Origin of the sequence: Arthrobacter sp. M4, assembly GCF_020251205.1 — a bacterium.
Lineage (GTDB): Bacteria > Actinomycetota > Actinomycetes > Actinomycetales > Micrococcaceae > Arthrobacter.
In genome coordinates this window covers 22,457-42,560 of record NZ_JAIWYX010000003.1, presented here as the reverse complement: position 1 = coordinate 42,560, position 20,104 = coordinate 22,457, and the positions used below count along the sequence as shown (strand labels likewise).

Annotated in this window: 17 protein-coding genes; 4 read left to right on the top strand and 13 right to left on the bottom strand. The window is 60.5% G+C overall.

Annotation, left to right across the window (positions count from 1 at the left end; all coding sequences use genetic code 11):
• The first annotated feature begins 239 nt into the window (after positions 1-239).
• The gene (locus LD110_RS06665) at positions 240-758 is read left to right on the top strand and encodes an ABC transporter ATP-binding protein (RefSeq protein ID WP_225497487.1); all 519 of its coding nucleotides are present in this window, start codon (positions 240-242) and stop codon (positions 756-758) included.
• A gap of 249 nt (positions 759-1,007) precedes the next feature.
• On the opposite strand, the gene LD110_RS06660 is transcribed toward LD110_RS06665, so the two are convergent.
• The 11 genes from LD110_RS06660 to LD110_RS06610 all read right to left on the bottom strand — a co-directional run bounded on the left by LD110_RS06660 (position 1,008) and on the right by LD110_RS06610 (position 14,126).
• Positions 1,008-2,177, bottom strand: coding sequence for a flavin reductase family protein (locus LD110_RS06660; protein ID WP_225497485.1), 1,170 nt, complete (start codon positions 2,175-2,177; stop codon positions 1,008-1,010).
• On the bottom strand, positions 2,174-3,601 hold the full coding sequence (locus tag LD110_RS06655) for an aromatic amino acid lyase (protein WP_225497483.1): 1,428 nt from the start codon (positions 3,599-3,601) through the stop codon (positions 2,174-2,176). Before LD110_RS06655 ends, LD110_RS06660 begins: the two co-directional genes overlap by 4 nt.
• 21 nt (positions 3,602-3,622) lie before the next feature.
• Positions 3,623-4,537 (bottom strand): ABC transporter substrate-binding protein, encoded by a 915-nt coding sequence (locus LD110_RS06650; protein WP_225497481.1) that lies wholly within the window; start codon positions 4,535-4,537, stop codon positions 3,623-3,625.
• Entirely contained in the window at positions 4,534-5,250 is a 717-nt protein-coding gene (locus LD110_RS06645; protein ID WP_225497479.1) for an ABC transporter permease, read from the bottom strand. Before LD110_RS06645 ends, LD110_RS06650 begins: the two co-directional genes overlap by 4 nt.
• A complete protein-coding gene (locus LD110_RS06640) occupies positions 5,250-5,885 on the bottom strand; it encodes an ABC transporter permease (protein WP_225497477.1) in 636 nt (211 codons plus the stop codon). Before LD110_RS06640 ends, LD110_RS06645 begins: the two co-directional genes overlap by 1 nt.
• Positions 5,878-7,011 carry an ABC transporter ATP-binding protein gene (locus LD110_RS06635; RefSeq protein ID WP_225497475.1) on the bottom strand — a complete coding sequence of 378 codons (1,134 nt, stop codon included), beginning with the start codon at positions 7,009-7,011 and terminating at the stop codon, positions 5,878-5,880. Before LD110_RS06635 ends, LD110_RS06640 begins: the two co-directional genes overlap by 8 nt.
• 400 nt (positions 7,012-7,411) lie before the next feature.
• The gene (locus LD110_RS06630) at positions 7,412-8,701 is read right to left on the bottom strand and encodes a carboxylesterase family protein (protein WP_225497465.1); all 1,290 of its coding nucleotides are present in this window, start codon (positions 8,699-8,701) and stop codon (positions 7,412-7,414) included.
• 58 nt (positions 8,702-8,759) lie between these two features.
• On the bottom strand, positions 8,760-9,992 hold the full coding sequence (locus LD110_RS06625) for a hypothetical protein (protein WP_225497463.1): 1,233 nt from the start codon (positions 9,990-9,992) through the stop codon (positions 8,760-8,762).
• A 39-nt stretch (positions 9,993-10,031) separates the two neighbouring features.
• Entirely contained in the window at positions 10,032-10,559 is a 528-nt protein-coding gene (locus tag LD110_RS06620) for a cupin domain-containing protein (protein WP_225497461.1), read from the bottom strand.
• Positions 10,560-11,290: 731 nt separating this feature from the next.
• On the bottom strand, positions 11,291-12,703 hold the full coding sequence (locus LD110_RS06615; protein ID WP_225497451.1) for an aromatic amino acid lyase: 1,413 nt from the start codon (positions 12,701-12,703) through the stop codon (positions 11,291-11,293).
• Positions 12,704-12,746: 43 nt separating this feature from the next.
• A complete protein-coding gene (locus tag LD110_RS06610; protein WP_225497449.1) occupies positions 12,747-14,126 on the bottom strand; it encodes an MFS transporter in 1,380 nt (459 codons plus the stop codon).
• A 434-nt stretch (positions 14,127-14,560) separates the two neighbouring features.
• Between LD110_RS06610 and LD110_RS06605 the strand changes: the two genes are divergently transcribed.
• Positions 14,561-15,442 (top strand): PaaX family transcriptional regulator C-terminal domain-containing protein, encoded by an 882-nt coding sequence (locus LD110_RS06605; protein ID WP_225497441.1) that lies wholly within the window; start codon positions 14,561-14,563, stop codon positions 15,440-15,442.
• Positions 15,443-15,597: 155 nt separating this feature from the next.
• On the opposite strand, the gene LD110_RS06600 is transcribed toward LD110_RS06605, so the two are convergent.
• Positions 15,598-17,751: a glycogen debranching N-terminal domain-containing protein gene (locus LD110_RS06600; protein WP_225497439.1), complete on the bottom strand. Its 2,154-nt coding sequence runs from the start codon at positions 17,749-17,751 to the stop codon at positions 15,598-15,600.
• A gap of 226 nt (positions 17,752-17,977) precedes the next feature.
• Between LD110_RS06600 and LD110_RS06595 the strand changes: the two genes are divergently transcribed.
• Both LD110_RS06595 and LD110_RS06590 read left to right on the top strand, forming a co-directional pair.
• Complete coding sequence (locus LD110_RS06595) at positions 17,978-18,115, top strand: hypothetical protein (RefSeq protein WP_225497437.1); 138 nt, start codon at positions 17,978-17,980, stop codon at positions 18,113-18,115.
• A gap of 488 nt (positions 18,116-18,603) precedes the next feature.
• Complete coding sequence (locus LD110_RS06590) at positions 18,604-18,765, top strand: hypothetical protein (protein ID WP_225497435.1); 162 nt, start codon at positions 18,604-18,606, stop codon at positions 18,763-18,765.
• A gap of 407 nt (positions 18,766-19,172) precedes the next feature.
• Here LD110_RS06590 and LD110_RS06585 read toward each other — a convergent pair whose 3' ends face one another.
• Entirely contained in the window at positions 19,173-20,081 is a 909-nt protein-coding gene (locus LD110_RS06585) for a carbohydrate ABC transporter permease (RefSeq protein WP_225497433.1), read from the bottom strand.
• Positions 20,082-20,104 lie beyond the last annotated feature (23 nt).

Below are 20,104 nucleotides of genomic sequence, written 5' to 3'. Positions count from 1 at the left end.
GTGACATCCGGATCGCTTGGGTCAAAACCGCTAGCGTGCGATAACCGGGAGCCGAGACCATGAAGTGCAGGTGCGCCGCCCGGTAAGGCGAGCGACCGACCGCCTCAAGCAAAGGGTACAAGGGCGCCGGAAGGGGAGCCACCGTTCGTTCTGTTCTTGGGGGGTTGGGCCGGGGGTGGACTGTCCTGCTCAGGAAGCAGCCCGGGCAGCGAATCTCCTCAGCCACGGCAGCCGCCCTGGTGGCACCAACCCGAGGCCAAGTACTCATCGGCGGAGCTGACACAGCCACACCGGACCAGCGCGGGACAGCCCATCTCCGCAGGAAGAAACTCGGCATCGTTTTCCAGCAACCAAACCTGCTTGCATCCCTGACTGCCCTCGAACAACTCCTGATCACCGACCATCTCAGAAAAAACGATCTGAAAACCCGACGGTCCCATGCAACCCGGCTATTGAACGCCGTCGGCCTCGCGGACCACTCAAACAGGCGTCCCGATCAGCTCTCCGGAGGCCAACGGCAGCGCGTCAACATCGCCCGCGCCCTCATGGGTTCCCCTGACGTCCTGCTCGTGGACGAACCGACCTCGGCACTGGACGCATCCGCGGGCCACACAATCGTCGAGCTCCTCGCCACCATGACCCGCGAATACGGCACCGCCACCATCATCGTCACCCACGACGTCGAACACGTCCCGCTCTGCGACCGGGAAATTGCAATGCGCGACGGAAAGCTGCACGAACCCGTGGCCGGTCTGTAAACGGACCCCAAAGACGGGGCGCTAAGGCGCCCATCTGCAGGGCTGGCGGCAATGTGGCGCTAGGTCAGCTGCGAGGGTCTCTGCAGCTTGCTTCGGTCGGAGCCGGCAACAGAGCCGGAGCGCCCGACCTCCAGCACGGCGCCATTCCAACTACCGACTGCTGCGCCCTTGGCGAAGCTGATCAGTCGGGAGGGGCGCGGGATACAAACACGAAGGCGTGGCACTGGGAAGGTCTGCCGGATGATTTAGTCACTCCAGCTGTCGCCCTGCATCCTCGGCGAAGGCTTTTAGGCGTTGTGCCCACGACTCGACAGTCGCGCCGTTAACACCGGCCGGAGGATACAGGAGACGAAGGATCAGATGCGGAGACTCCTCGCGCTGCAGGATGGGTACGGTTATGGTCGCCACGTCGTGCCGTGCGGTGCGGTCAAGCTGCCCGACGGGGAAATAGCCGGCGGACTTGACGATGCGCTGGCTGATTTCGCGCTGCTTGGCAGGAAGGTGATTGCCCGCGCCGTACTCGACGACGGCAGCCTCGAGTTGTTCGCGGCGGCCTGGTGCGTCGAGGGACAGGGACCAGCCGCGTAGCCGAGCCTCGTCCAACCGCTGGCGCAAGGTCGCCAACTCCTGCTCTGAGGCGCCAAACGCCCGTGAGATCCAGCGCTCCTGGTCCTCGGGTGCCGACCACGCGATAAAAGCGTCGCCCAGTGGTGGAATCAGGGGATAGTGCGAGCCCAGCGGCGAGATGATGTCCGTTCCGGCACCGACTGCCGAGAGCACGGCCACTGCGTCGTCGCCTTGCCGGGTGAAGAGTGTGATTTCGCCCCCGATCTCCGCGGCCAGTGCTTCAATGTCAGACCGCAAAGCTTGTGCGCGCGCGACGGAGGGGGCAAGGTCCTGATCCCCCCGTATCATGAAGGATCCCATTGCAAATCCTCCATAGCCGCCTTGGAAAAACACCAGTGGGGCGACTGAGCGGTGCACGGCCAGGTCCTGCACCGCGCATAATGCTATGTAGTGGTCGCCTCCTTCGATTACTTGCTCGAGTGTGCAGTCGATTGACGCGACCACACCATCAAGGACTGGGGCGCCACCGGGGGATGGTTCCCACACCTCGTTGCCGAGCTTGTCAGGGGCGGGGCGGGCGAGCCGCCGGCATAGCTGTTCCTGATCATGGGCCAGGATGTTGATCGCCAGTGAGTTGGCAGTTCGGAGCCTGTCGAAGATGAACGACGAGCGGGTGGGAAGGAATGCTACCAACGGTGGATCCAGTGACACGGATGTGAAAGTTCCGACCACCATGGCGCAGGCTTCGCCGTCTTCTGCGATGCCTGTAACTGCGGTGACTCCTGTGGGGTAGTGGCCCATCACCTCCCGGAAGCGCTGCGGGTCGATGGTGCGTTCTTTGGTTTCGGTCATGATTGGCTCCTGGACTCTTGACGCACTTGGGCGGGCGCCCCGCACAGGAAATCACGCACTGCCGCCAGCGAAGGGTGGAAATCAACAGGCTTCGTTCCGACGGGGAAGAGTTCCAGGACGGTGTTGTGGAAATCTCCCAGCTGGCCGGCTGGCTGAAGGCCCTTACGCCTGGCAGTGTGTGCCGACACTACGGCGAGTACGGTGGTCACTGCCTCCAAGGCGTATCTCACCTCGTCGGCTTTTCGCCACGCGAGGAGGTCCAGCGTTCCGGTGTCGGTCTGCCCGCTGTTCCCCAGCGATATTAGGGTTGGGGAGGCCGTGGCCCTTGCCTCTTCCGACCAGCCTGTCGCGACATGGTAGAGAGCTGCGACCTCGGCCTCCGGTTCAAGATGCAGCAGGCCACCGGGCATTTCGGTTACTTGGCTGGTGAGTGCTGAGAACAGCTGGGTGGTGTCTGCCCAGGAGCGGGCGAGACTGTCCAGTGTCGGGGAGGCCAGTGAGTTGTGGTAGCCACCGTTGGAGAGGACGGCGCCGTACGGGGGACGTTGGTCCGGGCCAAGGAAGGCAGGATTGTTCGAGGAGGCCCTTAGGCTAATCAAGGCTGCCCTTTCGGCCTCGGCGTGACTGCGCCGTAATGCTCCCAGAACGCGGGGCGTGCTGCGGAAGGAGACTGGAGCCTGGTACGTGAGCTGCTGCAAACCTTCGCTTTCTCCCAGCAGTTCGCGGATCCCTCGAACAGACTTCCCCTGGTGCTCATCATCCCAAAGGGTCTCGAACGCCTCATCAAAGTGTGCCAGCGGGGCGGCTGCTGCGAACGCAGCCAGAGCGAAGACACTTTCGATGGTGGCTTCACGGCGGCCTGCACCTAATGCGGCATCGGCCAGCGCTGCCGCGGCCACGGGGGAGCCGTTGATCATCGCCATGCCCTCGCCCAGTTGCAAGGTGCCATTGAAACGCTCCCGGAAGAGGTATCCAAGAGGAACGATGTCACCGGGCTCCCCGCACCCACGTGCCGGCACGTAAGGCATTTCCGGTTCCGAAAGCATCCCGGCTATACGGTCCACTGTGACAGAACGCAGGCAGCCGGTTCCGTTGAGGAAGTCAGCCAACCGGGCCACGACAATCCCTCTGACCACGCGGTCTGGCAGCCCGGGACCGAAACTGGATCCGGAGGCGGGCATTCGTGTTCCGTACTCGGCCAGGGCGGCGTCATCCATCACATTTTTCGCACCGACGTGGTGCATGGTGGTGATTCCGTAGAGGCGGGATTCGCGGTTGTGCTCTACGTAGTTGAGGAATTCTGCCCGACGGGTATCGATTCTCTGGCGTAGGTCGTTAGTGATTTCAAGGGTGCCGGCGTTTCGTGTGACATCCTCGAAGACTTCGAGAGTGATGTCCTGGGCGCTGTCGATTATGTGATGCATTTTGTGCTGTCCTGTTCCTGACTATCGGAGTTTCTCGTCGATCCAGCCGGTTGCGATGGTATCGGGATTCTTCTTGTCAAAGTTGTAGGCGGAGTTCATCTTGACCAGGTCATCGGTGGTCATTTTCTGGCTGATCTTGTTGAGGACCTCCTGGGCGCCGGCGTCCACGGCCTTTTCACAGATGAGAGGGACCACATTGTTCACGCCGAGTATGCCGCTCGGGTCCTTGAGGGCTACGAGATCGCCTTTGGCGAGGTCCGGAGTAGTGCTGAACAACAGTCCGACGTCGATGTCGCTGTTACGCAGGGCTGTGAGGGTGATCGGGCCGGAATAATCCAGTGGTTTGAAGGATTTGAAGGCGATCCCATAAGTCTTTTTCAAGCCGGCCAGGCCGTCGTTGCGTGCCTCAAATTCGGGAGGTGCACCGATACTCAGCTGCGGCGCCGATGACTGAAGATCTGAAACCTCGTCGATGTTCATCTGTTCCATCTTGGAACGCCGCATGACGAGGGCATTGGTGTCCTGTGCTGGGGATACGGGCAGAACCTTGAGGTTCTTATCGACCTTTGTCTCGAGTTCCTTGTAAACGTGGTTCGCGTCTTGGGTTGTGGCCTTGGCGTCCAAGTAGTTCAGCAGGGCGCCGTTGTACTCCGGTGCTACCTGGATCTTGCAATCCTTCATCTGGCCGTACAGGATGTCACGCGAGCCAATGTCCAGTCTCCGGTCGACCTTGTAGCCTGCGCGCTCCAGCGCTTGGGAGTACAGCTCTCCGAGAATGATGTTTTCTCCGAAATTCGCCGAACCGACGACGATCGTCTTGCCTTCGCTTCCGCCGGACGAGAAGGGGTTGGAGGATGCGGACCCGCAGGCGCTGAGACCGAGGGCGAGGGCAGCGGACACCGAGACTGAAATCGCGGATTTTCGCGTAATACTCATGGGATATGGACTTTCTGGTTGGGAGTCTTGATTGCTAGTGGTGCGGTTGTCAGTATGTTGCGGGTTCCAGGCGTCAAGGCGCGCTGGATAAGGGTGAGAACGAGTTCAACTCCCAGCGCGAGGATTGCCACGAGTACGGCGCCGCCGGCCAACTGCCCAAAGTCGCGGCTGGCAAGTCCGTCGAAAACGAACCGTCCAAGGCCACCGATGCCGACGAATGCAGCGATTGTTGCAGTCGAGACGACCTGAATGGCTGAATTACGAATGCCCACTACAATCAGTGGGGCACTGATCGGCACCTGAACCAGGTAAGCCGTGCGCTGCCTGCCCATGCCCATTGCATGGGCTGCGTCCGTGATGGATCTGTCCACACCTCGTACGCCCTCGAAGGTCGCGACGAGAATCGGAGGGACGGCGATGATGATCAACGATAGAAGGACCGGGAGCAGCCCTATCCCGCTGAGGATTACGAAGATCGTCAGCAAGCCCAGCGTGGGCAGCGCACGTACTGCGTTGACCAATCCGACGACGAGGGATTGTCCCTTGTTTAGGAATCCCAGGGTAACGCCTAGTGGGAAGCCGATGACGAAGGCGATGCCCAGGGCTGTGGCTGAAAAGTTCAGGTGCTCCAGGACGCGTATGGGAATGCCGCGGTCACCGGCCCAGTGTGCAGAATTGCCGAACCAGTCCAGGACAAGTTGTAGCTGGTCCATCATGCTCTCCTTGCCCACGGTGTGGTCACTCTTTGTACGATGACGAGCAACGCGTCTATGGCTGCTGCCAAGGCGATGGTCAGGACGATCCCGGCGATTACTGGAGTGGCGTAGAACCTGCGCATGCCATCGACGAAGAGATCGCCGATGGAGGGCATGCCCAATATCGACACCACGGAGACCATTGAAATCACTGACACCGTTGCGACCCGCACTGCCCCCCAGATGAAGGGCGCGGCGGTCACCAGGTCAACGGCAAAGATGCGATGGACTCTGCCGTAGCCGATCGCGTCTGCGGCATGCCGGAGCTCGGGCGCTGTCGCATCAATTCCCCCCACAACATTCCTGATGAGGAAGGCCACCGCGTAGATCGTCAGGGGGATGAGCGCCGTGGTGCGCGAGATACCGGAGAAAGGCATCAGGAGGATGAACATCGCAACCGAAGGAATCGCGAAGGCGGCACTGGTGATCACCAGAACGACAGCGTATAGGCGCCGCCAGCGGGCGCATGCAATTCCCAGAGGAATCGATATTAGGAGTCCCATGACGACGGACCCGGAACTCAGCAGCAGGTGTTCGCCGACCATGGCCCAGATGCGGCCCGCATTGGACAGGACCCATTCATAGTCATTCATCGATACGCCCCTTCGCAGTCATCACGGCGAGGTGGATCTCACGGGAATCGACGACGCCGCGAGTGTGGCCCTGCGGATCTGTCGCAATTGCCTTGCCCGACGGGGAGAGAACCGCGGAGTTTAGTGCTGCGTTTAGCATGTCGGTCCCGTGGACAAACGGGCTTCTGACCGGAATGGGTCCGGCCGCGTTCGAGGCGGCGGATCCCGCAGGAATCCAGCTCTGAGGTCGTCCGTTGGCATCGTTCTGAAGGATCCAGTTCGCCGATACCTGGGTGGAACTGCCCGGTTCGGATGAGGCGGCCTCCAGTGTCAACCCGGCAGTGGGAAGAAGAGAGAGCCATTTGATGCCGGCATTTCCTTTGGTGAAACCTTCGACATAGGAATCCGCAGGAGTGGTAAGGATGCGATCCGGAGTGTCCACCTGGGCGATACCCCCGGGTCGGAACACGACCACCTGATCGGCAAGGAACACGGCTTCGTCGAGGTCGTGGGTGACCATGATGATGGTTTTCTTGAGTTCAGCCTGCAGACTCTTCAGGTGGTACTGAAGATCCCTACGGACAATCGGGTCCACTGCAGAGAAAGGTTCGTCCATCAGCAGAATGGGTGGGTCTGCCGCCAGTGCACGAGCTACTCCGACGCGCTGCTGCTGACCGCCGGATAGCTGATGGGGGTATTTCCTGCCCAGCTCGGCGGGAAGGCCTACAAGCTTCAGAAGCTCGGCGGCTCGTTCCCGAGCCGGTGATTTCGCTTCGCCCAGCAGTCGTGGAATCAGGGCCACGTTGTCAATGACGCGTTTGTGTGGAAAGAGCCCGGCGTTCTGGATGACGTAACCGATCTGGCGCCGCAACTCGGTTGTTGCCATGGAAGCGACGTCGGTGCCGTTGACCGTGACGCTTCCGCCTGTAGGCAGGATCATCTTATTGATCATGCGCAGCGCCGTTGTTTTGCCGCACCCTGAGGGGCCTACGAAAACTGTTGCTTCCCCTGCAGGGCAATGAATCGAGATGTCATGCAAGGCACGTGTGCCGTCCGGGAACGTCTTGCTTACGGCGTGAAATTCAACGCCACCGGAATTTTTCCTACCCCTGGTCTCGGTGGCAGGTGCCTTGAGGGAACTTAGCACGGGGGTTCCTCCTGGAACTAACTGTTGGGTGGTTGGAGCTTGGTGGGGAAGACGTGTGACTCATCCCACATTGAGTAATATTCTCCACTACGCGACGACCGTCCTGCAATAGCAATGGATAGTCTTCTTAAAAGCAAGCAAAGTCAGGGTTAGCTGGGATGAGTGCATGGCAGAAACTAAACGTGCGTCATTGTTGGAGGGGTCTCTAGCCTTGAAAGAATGCCGCGGTTGGCGGGCATCTGATCGGGTGCGTGCCGATGACGACCCTTGGTGCCTTTAGCTGAAGCCGAGGGTGAACCGTGACGTTGAGTCGCGTTATTCCCAGCCCGGCAGATTCCGAGGCAGTTCAAGGACGAGCCGTGTCTTTGTTGTATTCATGCCGGGGCGGGGCCAAGTGTTTCTAGGTCATGACGAAGTTGGTCAGGTCGTCGATGAGCTCCTGAGAAATGGTCGCAAACTCATCGTCGGTTATTCCTGCCAACATCGGCGCGTCCGCCCACGCAGAGCGGTTGCCGAACTGGAAGGGCAGATCCAGGCAGTGGCCGCTGTGCAGTCCTTCAAGCGGACTCTCGAGGCTGAAATCCGAATATTGTACTCCGATGCCCGCCTGTTCGTATGTCTGGAGGAGCTCGGCTGGGAATCGCTGGAACTGCCGCCAGGAGGAGATGGCCACGAGTGCTCGGTAGGGGGACAGTGCTGAGGTGTTGAAGCCTGGCGGGATATGGTCGGGATCAAGCGATTGCAGGATTTCGTCCACCTGTGGCCATGTTGCGTTCACTTCCGGCGGGGAGTTGAACAGGAAGGTGGCGGACTCGTCTGCCGTATTGCGTAAATAGACACTTTCCACGTGGCAGTTCCGCGCACTCCATTTCGGGTCCATGAGCCCCGCCGGCAATCTGGCAGTCATCGTGGGCAGGAAAGCGGATCCGGCATACCCCAGGGGGCGGGTTTCGTTTCCCAGCCCGGCACTGCCTGCTCGCAGAAGCTCGGCGGCAGGGGCATCCTGCAGGTCCCGGCCACCGAGCAAAGCCTTTACGCGGTTACGGACCTCGGTAAACCGCTGCTGGTCCCATGGCGTTCTAGTGCCCATGCTTAGGTGGGCTGCCGTCCGGAAAAGACCTGCGCCTTCTTCCACCGTGCTAAGCAGGTGTCCGTACCATGCGCCTGCTGATTGGCCGACGACCGTCACCTTTTGAGGATCTCCGCCAAGTCCGGAGATGTGTTCGTTGACCCAGTGGAGGGCGCAGATCAGGTCTTCGGCAGGCAAGGGTAGTCCGGCGGCGGAAGGGTCGGCCAGGTGGGCTACCGGGCCGATCCTGTAGTTCACGGTGACCACTACGATTCCTTGCCGGGCCATTGCAGCACCGTCGTACCATTCCATGGATCCGCCGCCACTCATCCAGGCGCCGCCGTGAATGAAGAAAAGCACCGGGAGGGCGTCTCCGTCCGTTGGGGCCCATACATTCAGGAAGAAGGCCTCATCGGACTGGTCGTTCAGGGCGACCCCGTGCCCCATGGCACTGGCCAGTCTGCTCGGGAGTTGGGGAAAGACCGGTACTTCGGCAAGCCTGCTGGCCAGCAGTTGGCCCTCAGCCGGGCGGGGCGGTGTAAACCGTCGTCCGGCCGTTAGTTCTGCGAACCTGACACCGTACCAGGCATTGATCCCGGGAAGCTCAGTGCGCTTTAGCATGGAGACCGCCCGACGCCGTCGAGGTGAACCGGATGTGCTGCTGACGGTCATGGCGTCGTCAGAGCTTCGCAGAGATGAACTCGGTGCCGGTTAGGCCATTGCCGTGAAGTTCGTACCCCATGGGTGCGGCAATGGAGGCATGGCGTGTTCCGGTGTTGATGTCGCGCCACATCCTGCCCAGCAGGCTATTCTCCGAAAACGCCGCTGTACCGTGCAGCCAGCAGAGATCATTCACGGCTTCAACTAGTTCATGGCCGGCATGACCAATGCCGCCGCGGTTTCGCGCTCGCTCTGGCAGCGGGAGAGGTGTTGTGCCGGAAGCGGCGTTATCGATGTCGGCTGCTGATCTTTCAAGCAGTAAGCGGGCTGAGTCGATCTTCATGCTTGCAGCCCCAAGCCCCTGTACGAAGGCCCCTGAGTCAGTCTGGCGCTTGTAGTTCGTATAGGTAATGCCCCGTCTCTGCGACAGGTCGGTCACGTAGTCCAAAGCAGCGTATGCGGCTCCGAGCGCAGGTGCCTGGATAGTTGTGGACATTGTCAGGTGCGGTGTCAGGCGGCGCCCGAACGTCACAGTCGGATCGCTCTCCACGGTCTGGCCCATGAGTTGTTCAAAGGTGATGATCCTGTTGCGGGGGATCCACTGGTCGTCAGCGACCATCGTGTTTGATCCGCTTCCCCGCATGCCGATCGTGTACCAGGTGTCCTTTACCCCGTATTCGCCGCGACGCATCATGGCAAACCCGATGCGGGGTTGGTCGTCGCCGGAGCCGTGCACATTGAGGATCCCGATGGCCCAGTCCGAATGCATGGAGTTGGAAGCAAAAGGCCATTCGCCGCTTACACGCCATCCGTCGCCCTCAGGAATGGCCGTTCCCTGCGGGCTTGCGAAAATAGACGCCATTCGGACGGGACCGTCCGCAAAAATCTCATCAAGAAGCTCATCGTCATAGCGGTTGGCCAACATGACTGAACCGTTGGAAATGACTGTGACCCAGGCTGCTGCCGGACAGTAGAGGCCGACGGTCCTGGCGGCCTCCAACAGCATTGTGGCCCCTCCCTCATAGCCGCCATACCGTTGAAGGGCGGAGATTCGCAACGCACCTGTGCTTTCCAGGGCCGCGATACTGGAGTCGGGAAGGACCCGGTTCCTGTCAGCTTCGACGGCGTTTTCGCGAAGAAGTTGTCCAATGGCATGAATGCGAGAGACGAGTTCGGCTGTCACCTCGTGGGCCGGAGGGCCCGAAACGACCAGACGGGTTCCTGGATCTGCAGCGATTGTTTGTTCTTTCATGAATAGTTCCTTTTTTGGCTTTGAGTAGGAGCGCGTGGGCTAGAGAGTTGTCTCGGGCCGGGCGCCCGGGGGAGCAATGATCTTGATGTTGAACTCTTCGGCGGCGGCTTCCAGCCTCTGCTCGGTTTCCTCGTCCATTGCCCATCCGATTTGCGGACCCGTGTACTCCGCCGGTATCGCAACAGCGCGGAAGAACTTCTCGAGGCCACTCGGGGCGCTCATCACGAGCCATTTTGCTTCCGCTTCCGGGGATACCTTGAAAATATGCGGCACGTCCTTGGGTAACAGGATGCAGTCACCGGCATTGAGGGTCACCGCGACATCTGCTGCCCAGAAGGAAATCTGACCTTCAAGCAGGTAAAAGATCTCATCCTCTCCGTTGTGTTCGTGGAGCGGAGGCTCGGATCCTGCCTTGGAATGGGTCAGCGAAAGCTGGAACAAGCCCCGGGTCATCTCTGAGGTGATGATCGGCTGGATCAAATCACCTAGGAACCAGAGGTTTTCCCGCTCGGTTTCACGGACTACCGATACGCGGCTAGTGGTGGTTGTGGTTGTGTTTTGGGTCATCGCAGATCTCCTCATTGAACGATGCGGTGTGTCATAAATTACTACGGTCGCACTAGACTTGCAATAGTCTGGTTTTTGCTTATTGATAGCGCGTTTACGGGAAGCCTTCGTCGCTTCCCTTCAAAAGCTAAGCTTCTGCTCGTAATCGTCGATGGACCTCAGGATGGCTCGTGCAGCTTCATTCTTGCGCCACGCTGCGGATATGTCGCCGCCCGTCTTGATTTCGGCACATGAATCATCGCCAAAATAGTCGCTCCTTCGTTCCGCGCAGCGCATCGGGGTGTCAATCCTGAGCGAGGGATTGAGCGTGCTGGCTGGCCGGCTTCGGAGGGCAACCTCACGTCGCCCCGCAAAATACTGCATCGAATAGGTACCGCCGGCACGAACGTGACAAGCCCGGATCCGGGCTACCTTGGCCAGCCATCATCAAGGTGCTGGAGCTCCGTGGCGAACTCAGGGGAGAGGCATCTCCGTCCTGATCATTCGGACGGGCACCTAGACAGCACGGTGATGAGCAACTCTCCACAAAATGCACACGAAACCGGAACCGTCATCGAATTTCGTGCCGCCGGAGCAGATGGTGGAAACCGTGCGCAAGAGCGCAAGGGAGCATGATCAAGAAACGTTCGTTTTCCTGGGATGGCGGTAAGCCGGCCTTGGCCCCACAGTTGAGAATGCATAACGGGAGCCGGCGGATACCGGCACTGGCCAAAGAACGTGTGTGGCTGTATCTATACGGAAAGGGGTTGGCGTGCGGATGGGTAAAGCAGGGTCCGTACGTCGGTGAGCCGCTGATCAAATTCAACCGGCTTGGTGCCGACCGGGAAGACCTTCAGGATTTGTTCCTGGAAGATTGCGAGCTCGCCTGCGGCCTTGATGTTCTTGCGCTCGGCGGTGTGAGCTGCGGACACTGCCAGGACGGTGCAGGCCGCCTCGAGGGCCTGACTTGCTTCATTGGATTTGCGCCATGCGAGGAGGTCGAGGGTGCCGGTGTCTGTCTGTCCTCCGTTGCCGAGGCTGATAAGGCTCGGAGTTGCTGCGGCACGGGCTTCTTCCGCCCAGCCTCTGGTGACGTGGTAGAGCGTCGAGACCTCGGACTCGGGTTCCAGGCTCAGCAGGCCCCCGGGCATCTCCATTACTTGGTTGGTCAGGGCTGCCAGCATTTGGGTGACGTCGGCGTAGGACCTCGTGAGCGCGTCCAGTGCGGGGCTGGCGTAGGGACTGTGGTAGCCGCCATTGGAGAGTACGGCACCGAAAGGAGGGGCTTCTTTGGGACCAATAAAGGCCGGGTTGTTCGATGACGTCCTGAGGGCGGTGGACCCGAGTTCTTCCAGTGTGCTGACAGTTCGTCGGAACCACCCGAGCACGCGGGGCATGCTCCGGAACGAGACCGGGGCCTGATAGGCCAGATAGCCGACGCCCTCAGCGCCTTTCAGGTAGCCGCGGATGTTCCGGACTGATTCGGCCAGGTATTGGTCGTTCCAGAGTGATTCGAACTGCTGGTCAAAGTGCTGCAGTGGTGCGGAGACCGCGAAGGCAGCCAGTGCGAAGGTGCGTTCGAGCGTCTTGACATGGTCCCTGCTCCCCACGGCCGCGTCCGCCAGCGACGCGGCGGCAACAGGGGATCCGTTGATCATGGCCATACCCTCGCCAACTTCGAGGCTTCCGTTGAACACCTCGCGGAAGAGGTAACCAAGGGGAATGATGTCACCGGGCTCCCCGTTTCCCCGTGCGGGCACCTTCGGCAGTTCCTGTCGGGTGAGCAGGTCGAGGATGCGGGCAACTGTGGTGGACCTCAGGCAACCTGTTCCATTGATGTAGTCGGCCAGGCGGGCAACAACGATTCCTCGTACGAGGCGGTCCGGGAGCTTCTCGCCGAAGGTTGAACCAGAAGCAGGCAGACGGGAAGCGAATTCGTCGTAACCATCGAAGTCGAGGATATGCTTTGCGCCGACATGGTGCCTTGTCGTGATGCCGTACAGGTGTGTGTTCCGGTTCCCCTGCACGAAAGAGAGGAACTGGCCCCGACGCATATCGATCTTGTCTGCAAGCTGTGGGGAGAGTTCGGCCGTGGCGTTTCGGCGGGTCACGTCGTCGAAAAGATCGAGGGTCAAGTCGTCGATGCCGGAAATAACGTGGTGCATGGTGCTCCTTGTGTCCGTTCGAAACGGAGTTGGCAGCGCTTTGTCAGGCATGGGTTTTGCCCGATTCGAGCTCATGTCCTTGTTCGGATGGTTGCTGGCCTTTGGCTGCCGCAGTGAGCGTCAGGCCGCGGGTCTCCGGCGCCCAGGCCAGGCAGGCGAACAAGCCGACGGCTGCTACAGCGGCAGTGATCAGCGTGACGCTTTGGACCCCCCAGCTGGCCATGCCGATGGGTAGCAGGAATGTGCCCACGGCCGCACCTATCCGGCTGAAGGCCACCGCGATGCCCATAGCGGTGCCTCGGATCTCGGTGGGAAAGAGCTCCGTGGGGTACACGATGTCCAGGGATGACATAGCTGACGAGACAAGCGCAAAGAACGCAAAGCAAACCACGATGTACCACAGCGGAGCATTGGCCCAGATCCCAAGGCCGGCGGTGGACAAGGCCAGAACGGTGAAGGAAGCCAACGCGTACGGCCGGCGGCCGACTCGTCCGATTGCGTAGACCCCGAGCGCTCCGCCGACCAGGAGGAAGATGTTGACCGTTAAGGTCTGCGTGAAGGCGGAGCCTGTGGACAGGCTTTCGAGGATTGTGGGCAGGAAGGTGAAGACCGCAAAGTAAGGGACGACCTGGCAGAACCAGAAAAGGCAAACGAACGCAAGGCGACGGCGGTGGAAGGGTTCCATAAGGAGCTTCGTTGGCCGTTCGTTTTTTGCCGTGATGTGGCCGGAAAGGTCCGCCTGAGTGATGTCGGCCATTGTCGCATTGGGTTCAATGTGCTTGCGGATCACCGCCAGGGCTTGGTCCATTCTGCCCTTTTCAACCAGCCATCGTGGCGATTCGGGGATTCCGAATCGGACGAAGACAAGGACAATCGCCGGCACGGCACCCGATACCAGCATCCAACGCCACGAGTCAGTGGTGGTGTTGGCCATCGTTGATCCTACGACGAACGATGCTACATAGCCGACTGTCCAGATGGCAGGTCCGGAGGCAAGCAGTGCCCCGCGATACTTCTTTGGTGAGAATTCGGCGATAACGGTGGGACCGACTGCGTAGTCCGCTCCAACGGCGATGCCCAGTAGTAGCCGGAGGGCGAAGAGCATTCCTGCAGACTCGACGCCAATCTGGGCCAAAGACAGAATGACAATCGCAACCATGTCGGCGATAAAGAGCGTCTTGCGGCCGATCTTGTCCGTGAGCCAGCCGAAGAAGGAGGCGCCCAGGAAGAGTCCGACCAGGGCCGAGGCGCCGAGCAGGCCGCTCATCAGCGGGGAAACTTCGCGCGTAGCGGCGAAGAGGGGCAGCGCGGGTGCGATGATTCCCAGAACATAACCGTCACAGAACTGACCGGCAGAGCCGGCGACGGCGGTTTTGAGGTGGAATTTGGAGAGCTTTGCCTCGTCGAGAAGCGAAGAAGCCATGTGAGTAGACCTTCCGTGTGCTTCGTCATCCGCTGGTTCGAAGTGCGGTTGCTCGTCTTTGAGCTTGCGGCGCGAAGGAGAGGGGGCTGTGCTCGTCATTGACGGAGCAAGTCGCATCAGTATGTCACGAAAACATGACGACAGTCACTAGATTGCAATATTACGTTCTCATGACCGCACGTGGCTTTCGTTCCCCGCCGTAGAATCTGACCGTAGTGGATTGAGGGCACTCTCAAGCGGAAGCCACTTTAACTCCGCCGTTGAGCAAATATTCTCCTCCAAATGACAACCGCGACACAACAGCCATATCAAAGATTCGATCACGCTGGATGCGGCCACCCAGCCTGCTCTCACATGGCAGAAGTCATGCGGTCGTCCTAGAAAGTTAATGGATGTCGGTCAGGAAAGGGCCGCGCCATTGGTATGCTGATCGCGTGCATGCCGAAGACGAAATAATTGCTGGCCGACTCCCGGGCGCTGCAGGGCAGCCCGCCCATCACCGCTTCATCATCACAGTCTTCGGGCTTTATGGCCGTAGCAGCGGGGGAGTAATCCCTGTGGCCCTGCTAGTACGCCTCCTTCAGGATCTGGGCCTCGAGTCGGCTAGCATCCGGTCCTCGATCTCCCGCCTGAAAAAGAAGGGGGTGCTGACCAGCGAGAAAGTCGATGGTCAGAACGGGTACTCCCTGTCCCCGGAACTGGAGCAGCACTTCAGTATCCGGGATGAGCGCATCTTCGTACCGCGCCCCGCGTCAGCCAACGACCCGTGGCTCCTCGCATCCTTCTCGGTGCCCGAGGCGCAAAGGGCACAGCGGAATAAGATCCGGACGGGTCTGTCCCGCATGGGATTCGGCAACGTGGCGCCGGGACTCTGCATTGCACCGAAGAAGCTCTTCACCGAGGCTATGGATTTCGTGGTCCGGAATGACTTGAAGGACTACGTTGAGTTCTTCTTTTCCAGCCCGGCAGGGCCAGGGGAGCTCAAGAACAAGGTTGCTGAATGGTGGGATCTCCAATCCCTTGAGCAGTACTATGCCGAATTTATCGACGCGCATACAGCAGAGCTCACAGAGTGGAAAAAGCGGAAGGACAGGAGCGAGAGCACCTATCGGGACGCGTTCAAAACCTACATTCCGATGGTCACGCAATGGCGGCGGCTGCCCTTCCTGGATCCGGAACTCCCGCTCGAATTCCTGCCAGAGCAGTGGAAGGGCACGGAGGCGCGACAGCTCTTCTATGACCTACACGGGATTCTAGGGCCCCTGTCGGCCCGACACGCCAACCGCATCATCCACGGTCAGCGGGAAGCAGCATGATCCACTCCGAGCTCGATTCCAAACATGTGTGGATCGCGAAGGTTTCGGTCCTGAGCTTGGGGATCTCCGGGCGTCGGCATTCCTAAAGTCTGGCTACCTTTAGCCATCCCGGGCGACGGCGACTCCACTGGCCTGCCGTCGGGCCGAAAGTGCGGCTATGCCTCCGGCCGCAGCTTGGCTTGCTCCACGAGATCGGTGATCCATGGCCGCCGGCCGCGGTGAAATACGAGGCCCTCGGGTACGTCGTTGACGGACGCGGTGGGGCCAGAGATGTCAATGGTGACCCGGCCGCTTCCCATCGGGGCGTTGCTGATATGTAGGTCGCCGTAGGACTCGGGAAGCACGGGATCCAGCCAGAGGCCGCCGAGGGAAACGTGGGGGTCGTATCGCATGAGGCTCGTTACCAGCAGGATGGGTGTGGTAGCTGCCCAAGCCTGCGGCGAGCACGCCGTCGGATAGGGCACGGGCTCAGTGAACTCCTCGCGGCTGAAGCCGCAGAACAGCTCCGGCAACCGGCCGCCGGAGTAGTCGGCCGCCTCCATTAGGGCTGTGGAGATCTGCTGGGCTTGCTCGACGAACCCGTAGCGCAGCAGCCCGGCCACAATAAGCGCGTTGTCGTGGGGCCACACGGACCCGTTGTGATAGCTGGCAGGGTTGTAGGCGCCCATGTCGCTGGCAAGGGTCCGCACGCCCCAGCCGCTGAACATCTCCGGCGACATCAGCCGTTCCACTACCAGAGGAGCCTTGTCCTCGTCCACAAGGCCGAACCAGAGGCAGTGGCCCATATTGGATGCACACGCGTCCACCGGCCGCTTGTTTTTGTCCAGCGCGACTGCGTAATGGCCCTTGTCCGGGAGCCAGAACTGCTCGTTGAACTTCTTCTTCAGCTGCGCCGCTCGTTCACGCAGTTCCGCCGCCTTGGCTAAGTCGCCGCGGTCGTATGCCATCCACGCGCGCGCCGTGTAGGCGCCGTGGACATAGGCCTGTACCTCGCACAGGGCGATCGGCGGTTCCGCCAGGGTGCCGTCGGCGAAATTGACGCCGTCCCACGAATCCTTCCATCCCTGGTTGATCAGCCCTTGGTCGTTGAGGCGCTCATACTCGACGAATCCGTCGCCGTCCTTGTCCCCATAATCCTGGATCCACTGCAGGGCGCGGTCTGCATGGGGCAGCAGTGCAGCAATGGTCTCCGGGGCAAAACCCCAGCGACTAACCTCCCCTAGCAGCATTACGAACAGAGGCGTGGCGTCGACGCTGCCGTAGTAGGCAGACTTTCCGCCCAGGGCCAGTCCGCCGAAGACGCCGAGCCGGACTTCGTGGAGGATCTTGCCCGGTTCCTCCTCACTCATCGGGTCAACCACGCGGCCCTGACGTTCGGCCAGGGTCTGCAGCGTGCCAAGGGCCAGGGACGGGTCCACTGGCAGCGCCATGCCCGAAGCCCACAGCGAGTCCCGTCCAAACAAGGTCATGAACCACGGAGCCCCGGCCGCGACCACGATCCGGTCCGGGTGATCCGGATCCTCGATGCGCAGCGCACCCAAATCGTCGTAGCTGCGCCGCAGCGTTCGCTCCATAGAGCGGTTGCCCAACTGCAGCACCGGAATCTTCTCCACCCACTCCTGTCGCCGTCGGTCCCGGGGAGACATCTCCCCAGGTGCCGGATGCACGAACGGCTCCTTCGGACCCGTCCCGTCCGCGAAGGGCACCACGCTCAACCGTCCGATCCACTTCCCGTGCGGCGGAATGCTCGCTCGAAACGTCAGGGCTTCCGCCCCGACGTCGGCACCAAGAGCATTGACCGCGACAGCTTTATGCACGTCCTCCCAGAAGCCCCTGATCATCAGCGAATCGCCCTCCGACTGGCGGGTTACGACCCAGCGCCGCTGGATCCGAGCCTCCTTCACCTCGAACACGTCGGCGAAATCCGACTCGACGTTGAGGGCGATCACACAGTCAGCCGGTTTCGTCGAAAAGTTCTGGATCGAGATCTCCTCCAAGATCCCGGCACCCACTTCCCGCAGCCGCTCCACGATCAGCGGGCTGTCTGCATAACCGTCGGTGCGGGGAACGCGGCCGGCGAACAGCGTGCGGTACGGCTGCCTCGTTTCCACGGCGAGCGGCTCAAGCGGCTGCCCGTTCACCGTCAGGGTCCAGCGGGACAGAATCCGGGTGTCCTCGTAGAAGACTCCGTGTGGATACTCGGGAAGGATATCCCCGTTCGTCAAGGAAATGCAGAAGTTCGAGCCCTCCACCAACGTGACCGTTCCCCCTAAGGGCCCTGCACCCGTATCGGCATTCCATCCAGCCATTGCCGGCTCCTCACAGCCGATTGTCACCGTGCGACTGGGGCCGCGGATCAGCCTGCGTCGTCACGCCCGTCGGTGCACTCGACGCTACGCCGGTCCGCTTCCGGACACCAGAGCGGGCGGGAACCGCCCGGTCATGCGAAGTTCCACGGTTCAGGCCATGAGAAGAATGAAAGGAGGAGGGAGCCGGCATGCACAAATTTATGGAGCAGGTAGTCTGCCGCCACACATGGCAGGCGTCGGCTGGGAAAACGTCGAGCGCAGAATCGCGACCGTCTGGCAGAACTTCGACGCAGTCCTGCGCGGCGATATCCCAACCGGGGTTGTCACGACAGCAAAGCGGGCGATGAGCGCCGCGGCCGGTTAGCAACCGGACTAGAGTTTCCAGCCGTCCCCTTTTCCGCCGGATGAAACGAGTAAGCACAGGCCGGCTTGCGGCCGGATGTCTTTTGACTCCTTATTCCGGCAGCCACAGCTTGGGAGCGCTCCTCGGTGGTTTTCCAGAGGTTCCGTTGGGCCATCGTCTGCCCAAGGGTTGCATCGGTAGCCGATCCGTCGCTGTTTCAGTTGCGCCCGCCAACCATCAAGCATCGCCTCAAAAGCTCGGTCTTCAGCCCGAAGCAGCTCGAAGAGGTCGATTCGGGGCGACGACGCCGCCGCAAAAATATCAGCTTCCGAACCGGACGGCGTGCGGTGCAAGATGGACCAACGGGGCGCTGGCGCGGGCGCCAGTCCCTCGTTGACCAAATTCACTTGGAAAGCCAAATTCACCCAAATTCACCTGGTGCATCGGGCCGCGGTAGCCACCGGCGGCTACGGCTACCCATTCCTCATTCAGTTGGTCGGCTACTTCCTGTGGAGGGAAGCCGAGAATCACACCCGTCCCTCTCAGCATCCGCCGTGGACCGTGCCATAGCAGCAGCCATCCGCCGCAACGAAGGCGTTGTCATCGAAGCAGCCTTGGCTACAGCATCCGCGAAGGACCTCGAGTTTCCTGCACGTCATGGCTATGGATGACGGACCGACAACGGCCTCAGTCCTGATCCAGCGCACCGGTTCGCGGTCAACGCTTGCGGCCAAATACAAGTACCCGGCTACTGGCTGCGGGACTCGTTAAGTGAGCCGGTCACGGCAAAGTCGACTCTGCCATTCCCGGGCTTGACGTGATCCGCAAATCAGATTGCCTGGTGGTTAGTTGGTCGAGGTCTTTTGGAGGTGTTCACCGCGAACGAACCAAACTGTCAGATTGAAGTCCAAGACCCTGTCGAAGGTGTGCTCAGAAACCGCGATTTTGACCTTATTCTGACAACACTCGGGAAGCATGCCTGACGTGGTCGGTTTACTGCTCTTACCCCGTGAAGGGGCATCGCGACTCTACGCATCCATGTCCTGCTCCTGGATAGGGGAGTCGGTGCAAACGCTGGTTACTTGATGGCACCTGCCCCAATGCCCTTAACAATGTGCCGCTGCGCCAGCAGGTAAAACACGATGACGGGAACGATGGATATGGCTGTTGCCGCCAGAAGAATTTGTTGTTGGGGTGTTTCCGCCGAATCGAAGCTCGTTAGACCGCGTTGAATGGGCATGAGCGAATTGTCGTCGAAGAGAACGAGGGCCATGAGGTACTCATTCCATGCGGCCAGCCCTTGGATCACTGCCACTGCCGCGAGGCCTGGCTTAGCAAGGGGCAGGATGACACTGGCAAAGATTCTGACGGCAGAGGCGCCGTCGAGAGCGGCAGCCTCCTCGAGGTCTTTGGGTTGGCTGGCAAAGAAGCTGCGCATGATCAGTGTGCCCATCGGAATCCCCGATGTGATGAGGATCAGGACGTAGCCGAGCCGGCTGTTCGTGAGCCCGAGGTCAGTCAACAACCTGTATTGGGCGAGGAACATTGCAGGGGCTGGAATGATCATGACCGCGAGAATGATGAAAGTGAAGATACCCTTTCCCCAGAAATCCAGTCGCGCCAGAGCGTAGCCGGCCATGCTTGATGCCACGAGGATCCCGGCGACTGCCCCGAGGGTGTACGTGATGCTGTTGGTCAGGTACATGCCAAGGTCGCCTTGTACCCAGGCCGTGACATAGTTTCCCCATTTCGGGTTCAGGGGAAGAAGGCTCTTTCCCGCGAGCAGCTCGTCCAAGGATTGAAGGGACCCGGACACCATCCAGAGGAGGGGAAACAGCGCCAGGAGCGCAGCAACGACCAGCAGCCCGTAGAGACCGATGCGATCGGCGCGGATGCGCCGCCGGCGGACGGGCACCTGATCCCCGCTGGGTGCATCGATGGGTATATGATTTCGATGGTCCGCAAGCTCTGTGCTTCTAACGGTCATTTGTAGCTTCCTTCAGATGGTTG

What these genes read in the sequence shown, in the direction of transcription:
- LD110_RS06585 (WP_225497433.1), bottom strand. Translation starts at nt 20,081, where the DNA reads ATGACCGTTAGAAGCACAGAGCTTGCGGACCATCGAAATCATATACCC.
- LD110_RS06655 (WP_225497483.1), bottom strand. Translation starts at nt 3,601, where the DNA reads ATGCATCACATAATCGACAGCGCCCAGGACATCACTCTCGAAGTCTTC.
- LD110_RS06660 (WP_225497485.1), bottom strand. Translation starts at nt 2,177, where the DNA reads ATGACCGAAACCAAAGAACGCACCATCGACCCGCAGCGCTTCCGGGAG.
- LD110_RS06595 (WP_225497437.1), top strand. Translation starts at nt 17,978, where the DNA reads ATGGCAGGCGTCGGCTGGGAAAACGTCGAGCGCAGAATCGCGACCGTC.
- LD110_RS06610 (WP_225497449.1), bottom strand. Translation starts at nt 14,126, where the DNA reads ATGGCTTCTTCGCTTCTCGACGAGGCAAAGCTCTCCAAATTCCACCTC.
- LD110_RS06645 (WP_225497479.1), bottom strand. Translation starts at nt 5,250, where the DNA reads ATGGACCAGCTACAACTTGTCCTGGACTGGTTCGGCAATTCTGCACAC.
- LD110_RS06630 (WP_225497465.1), bottom strand. Translation starts at nt 8,701, where the DNA reads ATGCTAAAGCGCACTGAGCTTCCCGGGATCAATGCCTGGTACGGTGTC.
- LD110_RS06615 (WP_225497451.1), bottom strand. Translation starts at nt 12,703, where the DNA reads ATGCACCACGTTATTTCCGGCATCGACGACTTGACCCTCGATCTTTTC.
- LD110_RS06620 (WP_225497461.1), bottom strand. Translation starts at nt 10,559, where the DNA reads ATGACCCAAAACACAACCACAACCACCACTAGCCGCGTATCGGTAGTC.
- LD110_RS06625 (WP_225497463.1), bottom strand. Translation starts at nt 9,992, where the DNA reads ATGAAAGAACAAACAATCGCTGCAGATCCAGGAACCCGTCTGGTCGTT.
- LD110_RS06650 (WP_225497481.1), bottom strand. Translation starts at nt 4,537, where the DNA reads ATGAGTATTACGCGAAAATCCGCGATTTCAGTCTCGGTGTCCGCTGCC.
- LD110_RS06600 (WP_225497439.1), bottom strand. Translation starts at nt 17,751, where the DNA reads ATGGCTGGATGGAATGCCGATACGGGTGCAGGGCCCTTAGGGGGAACG.
- LD110_RS06640 (WP_225497477.1), bottom strand. Translation starts at nt 5,885, where the DNA reads ATGAATGACTATGAATGGGTCCTGTCCAATGCGGGCCGCATCTGGGCC.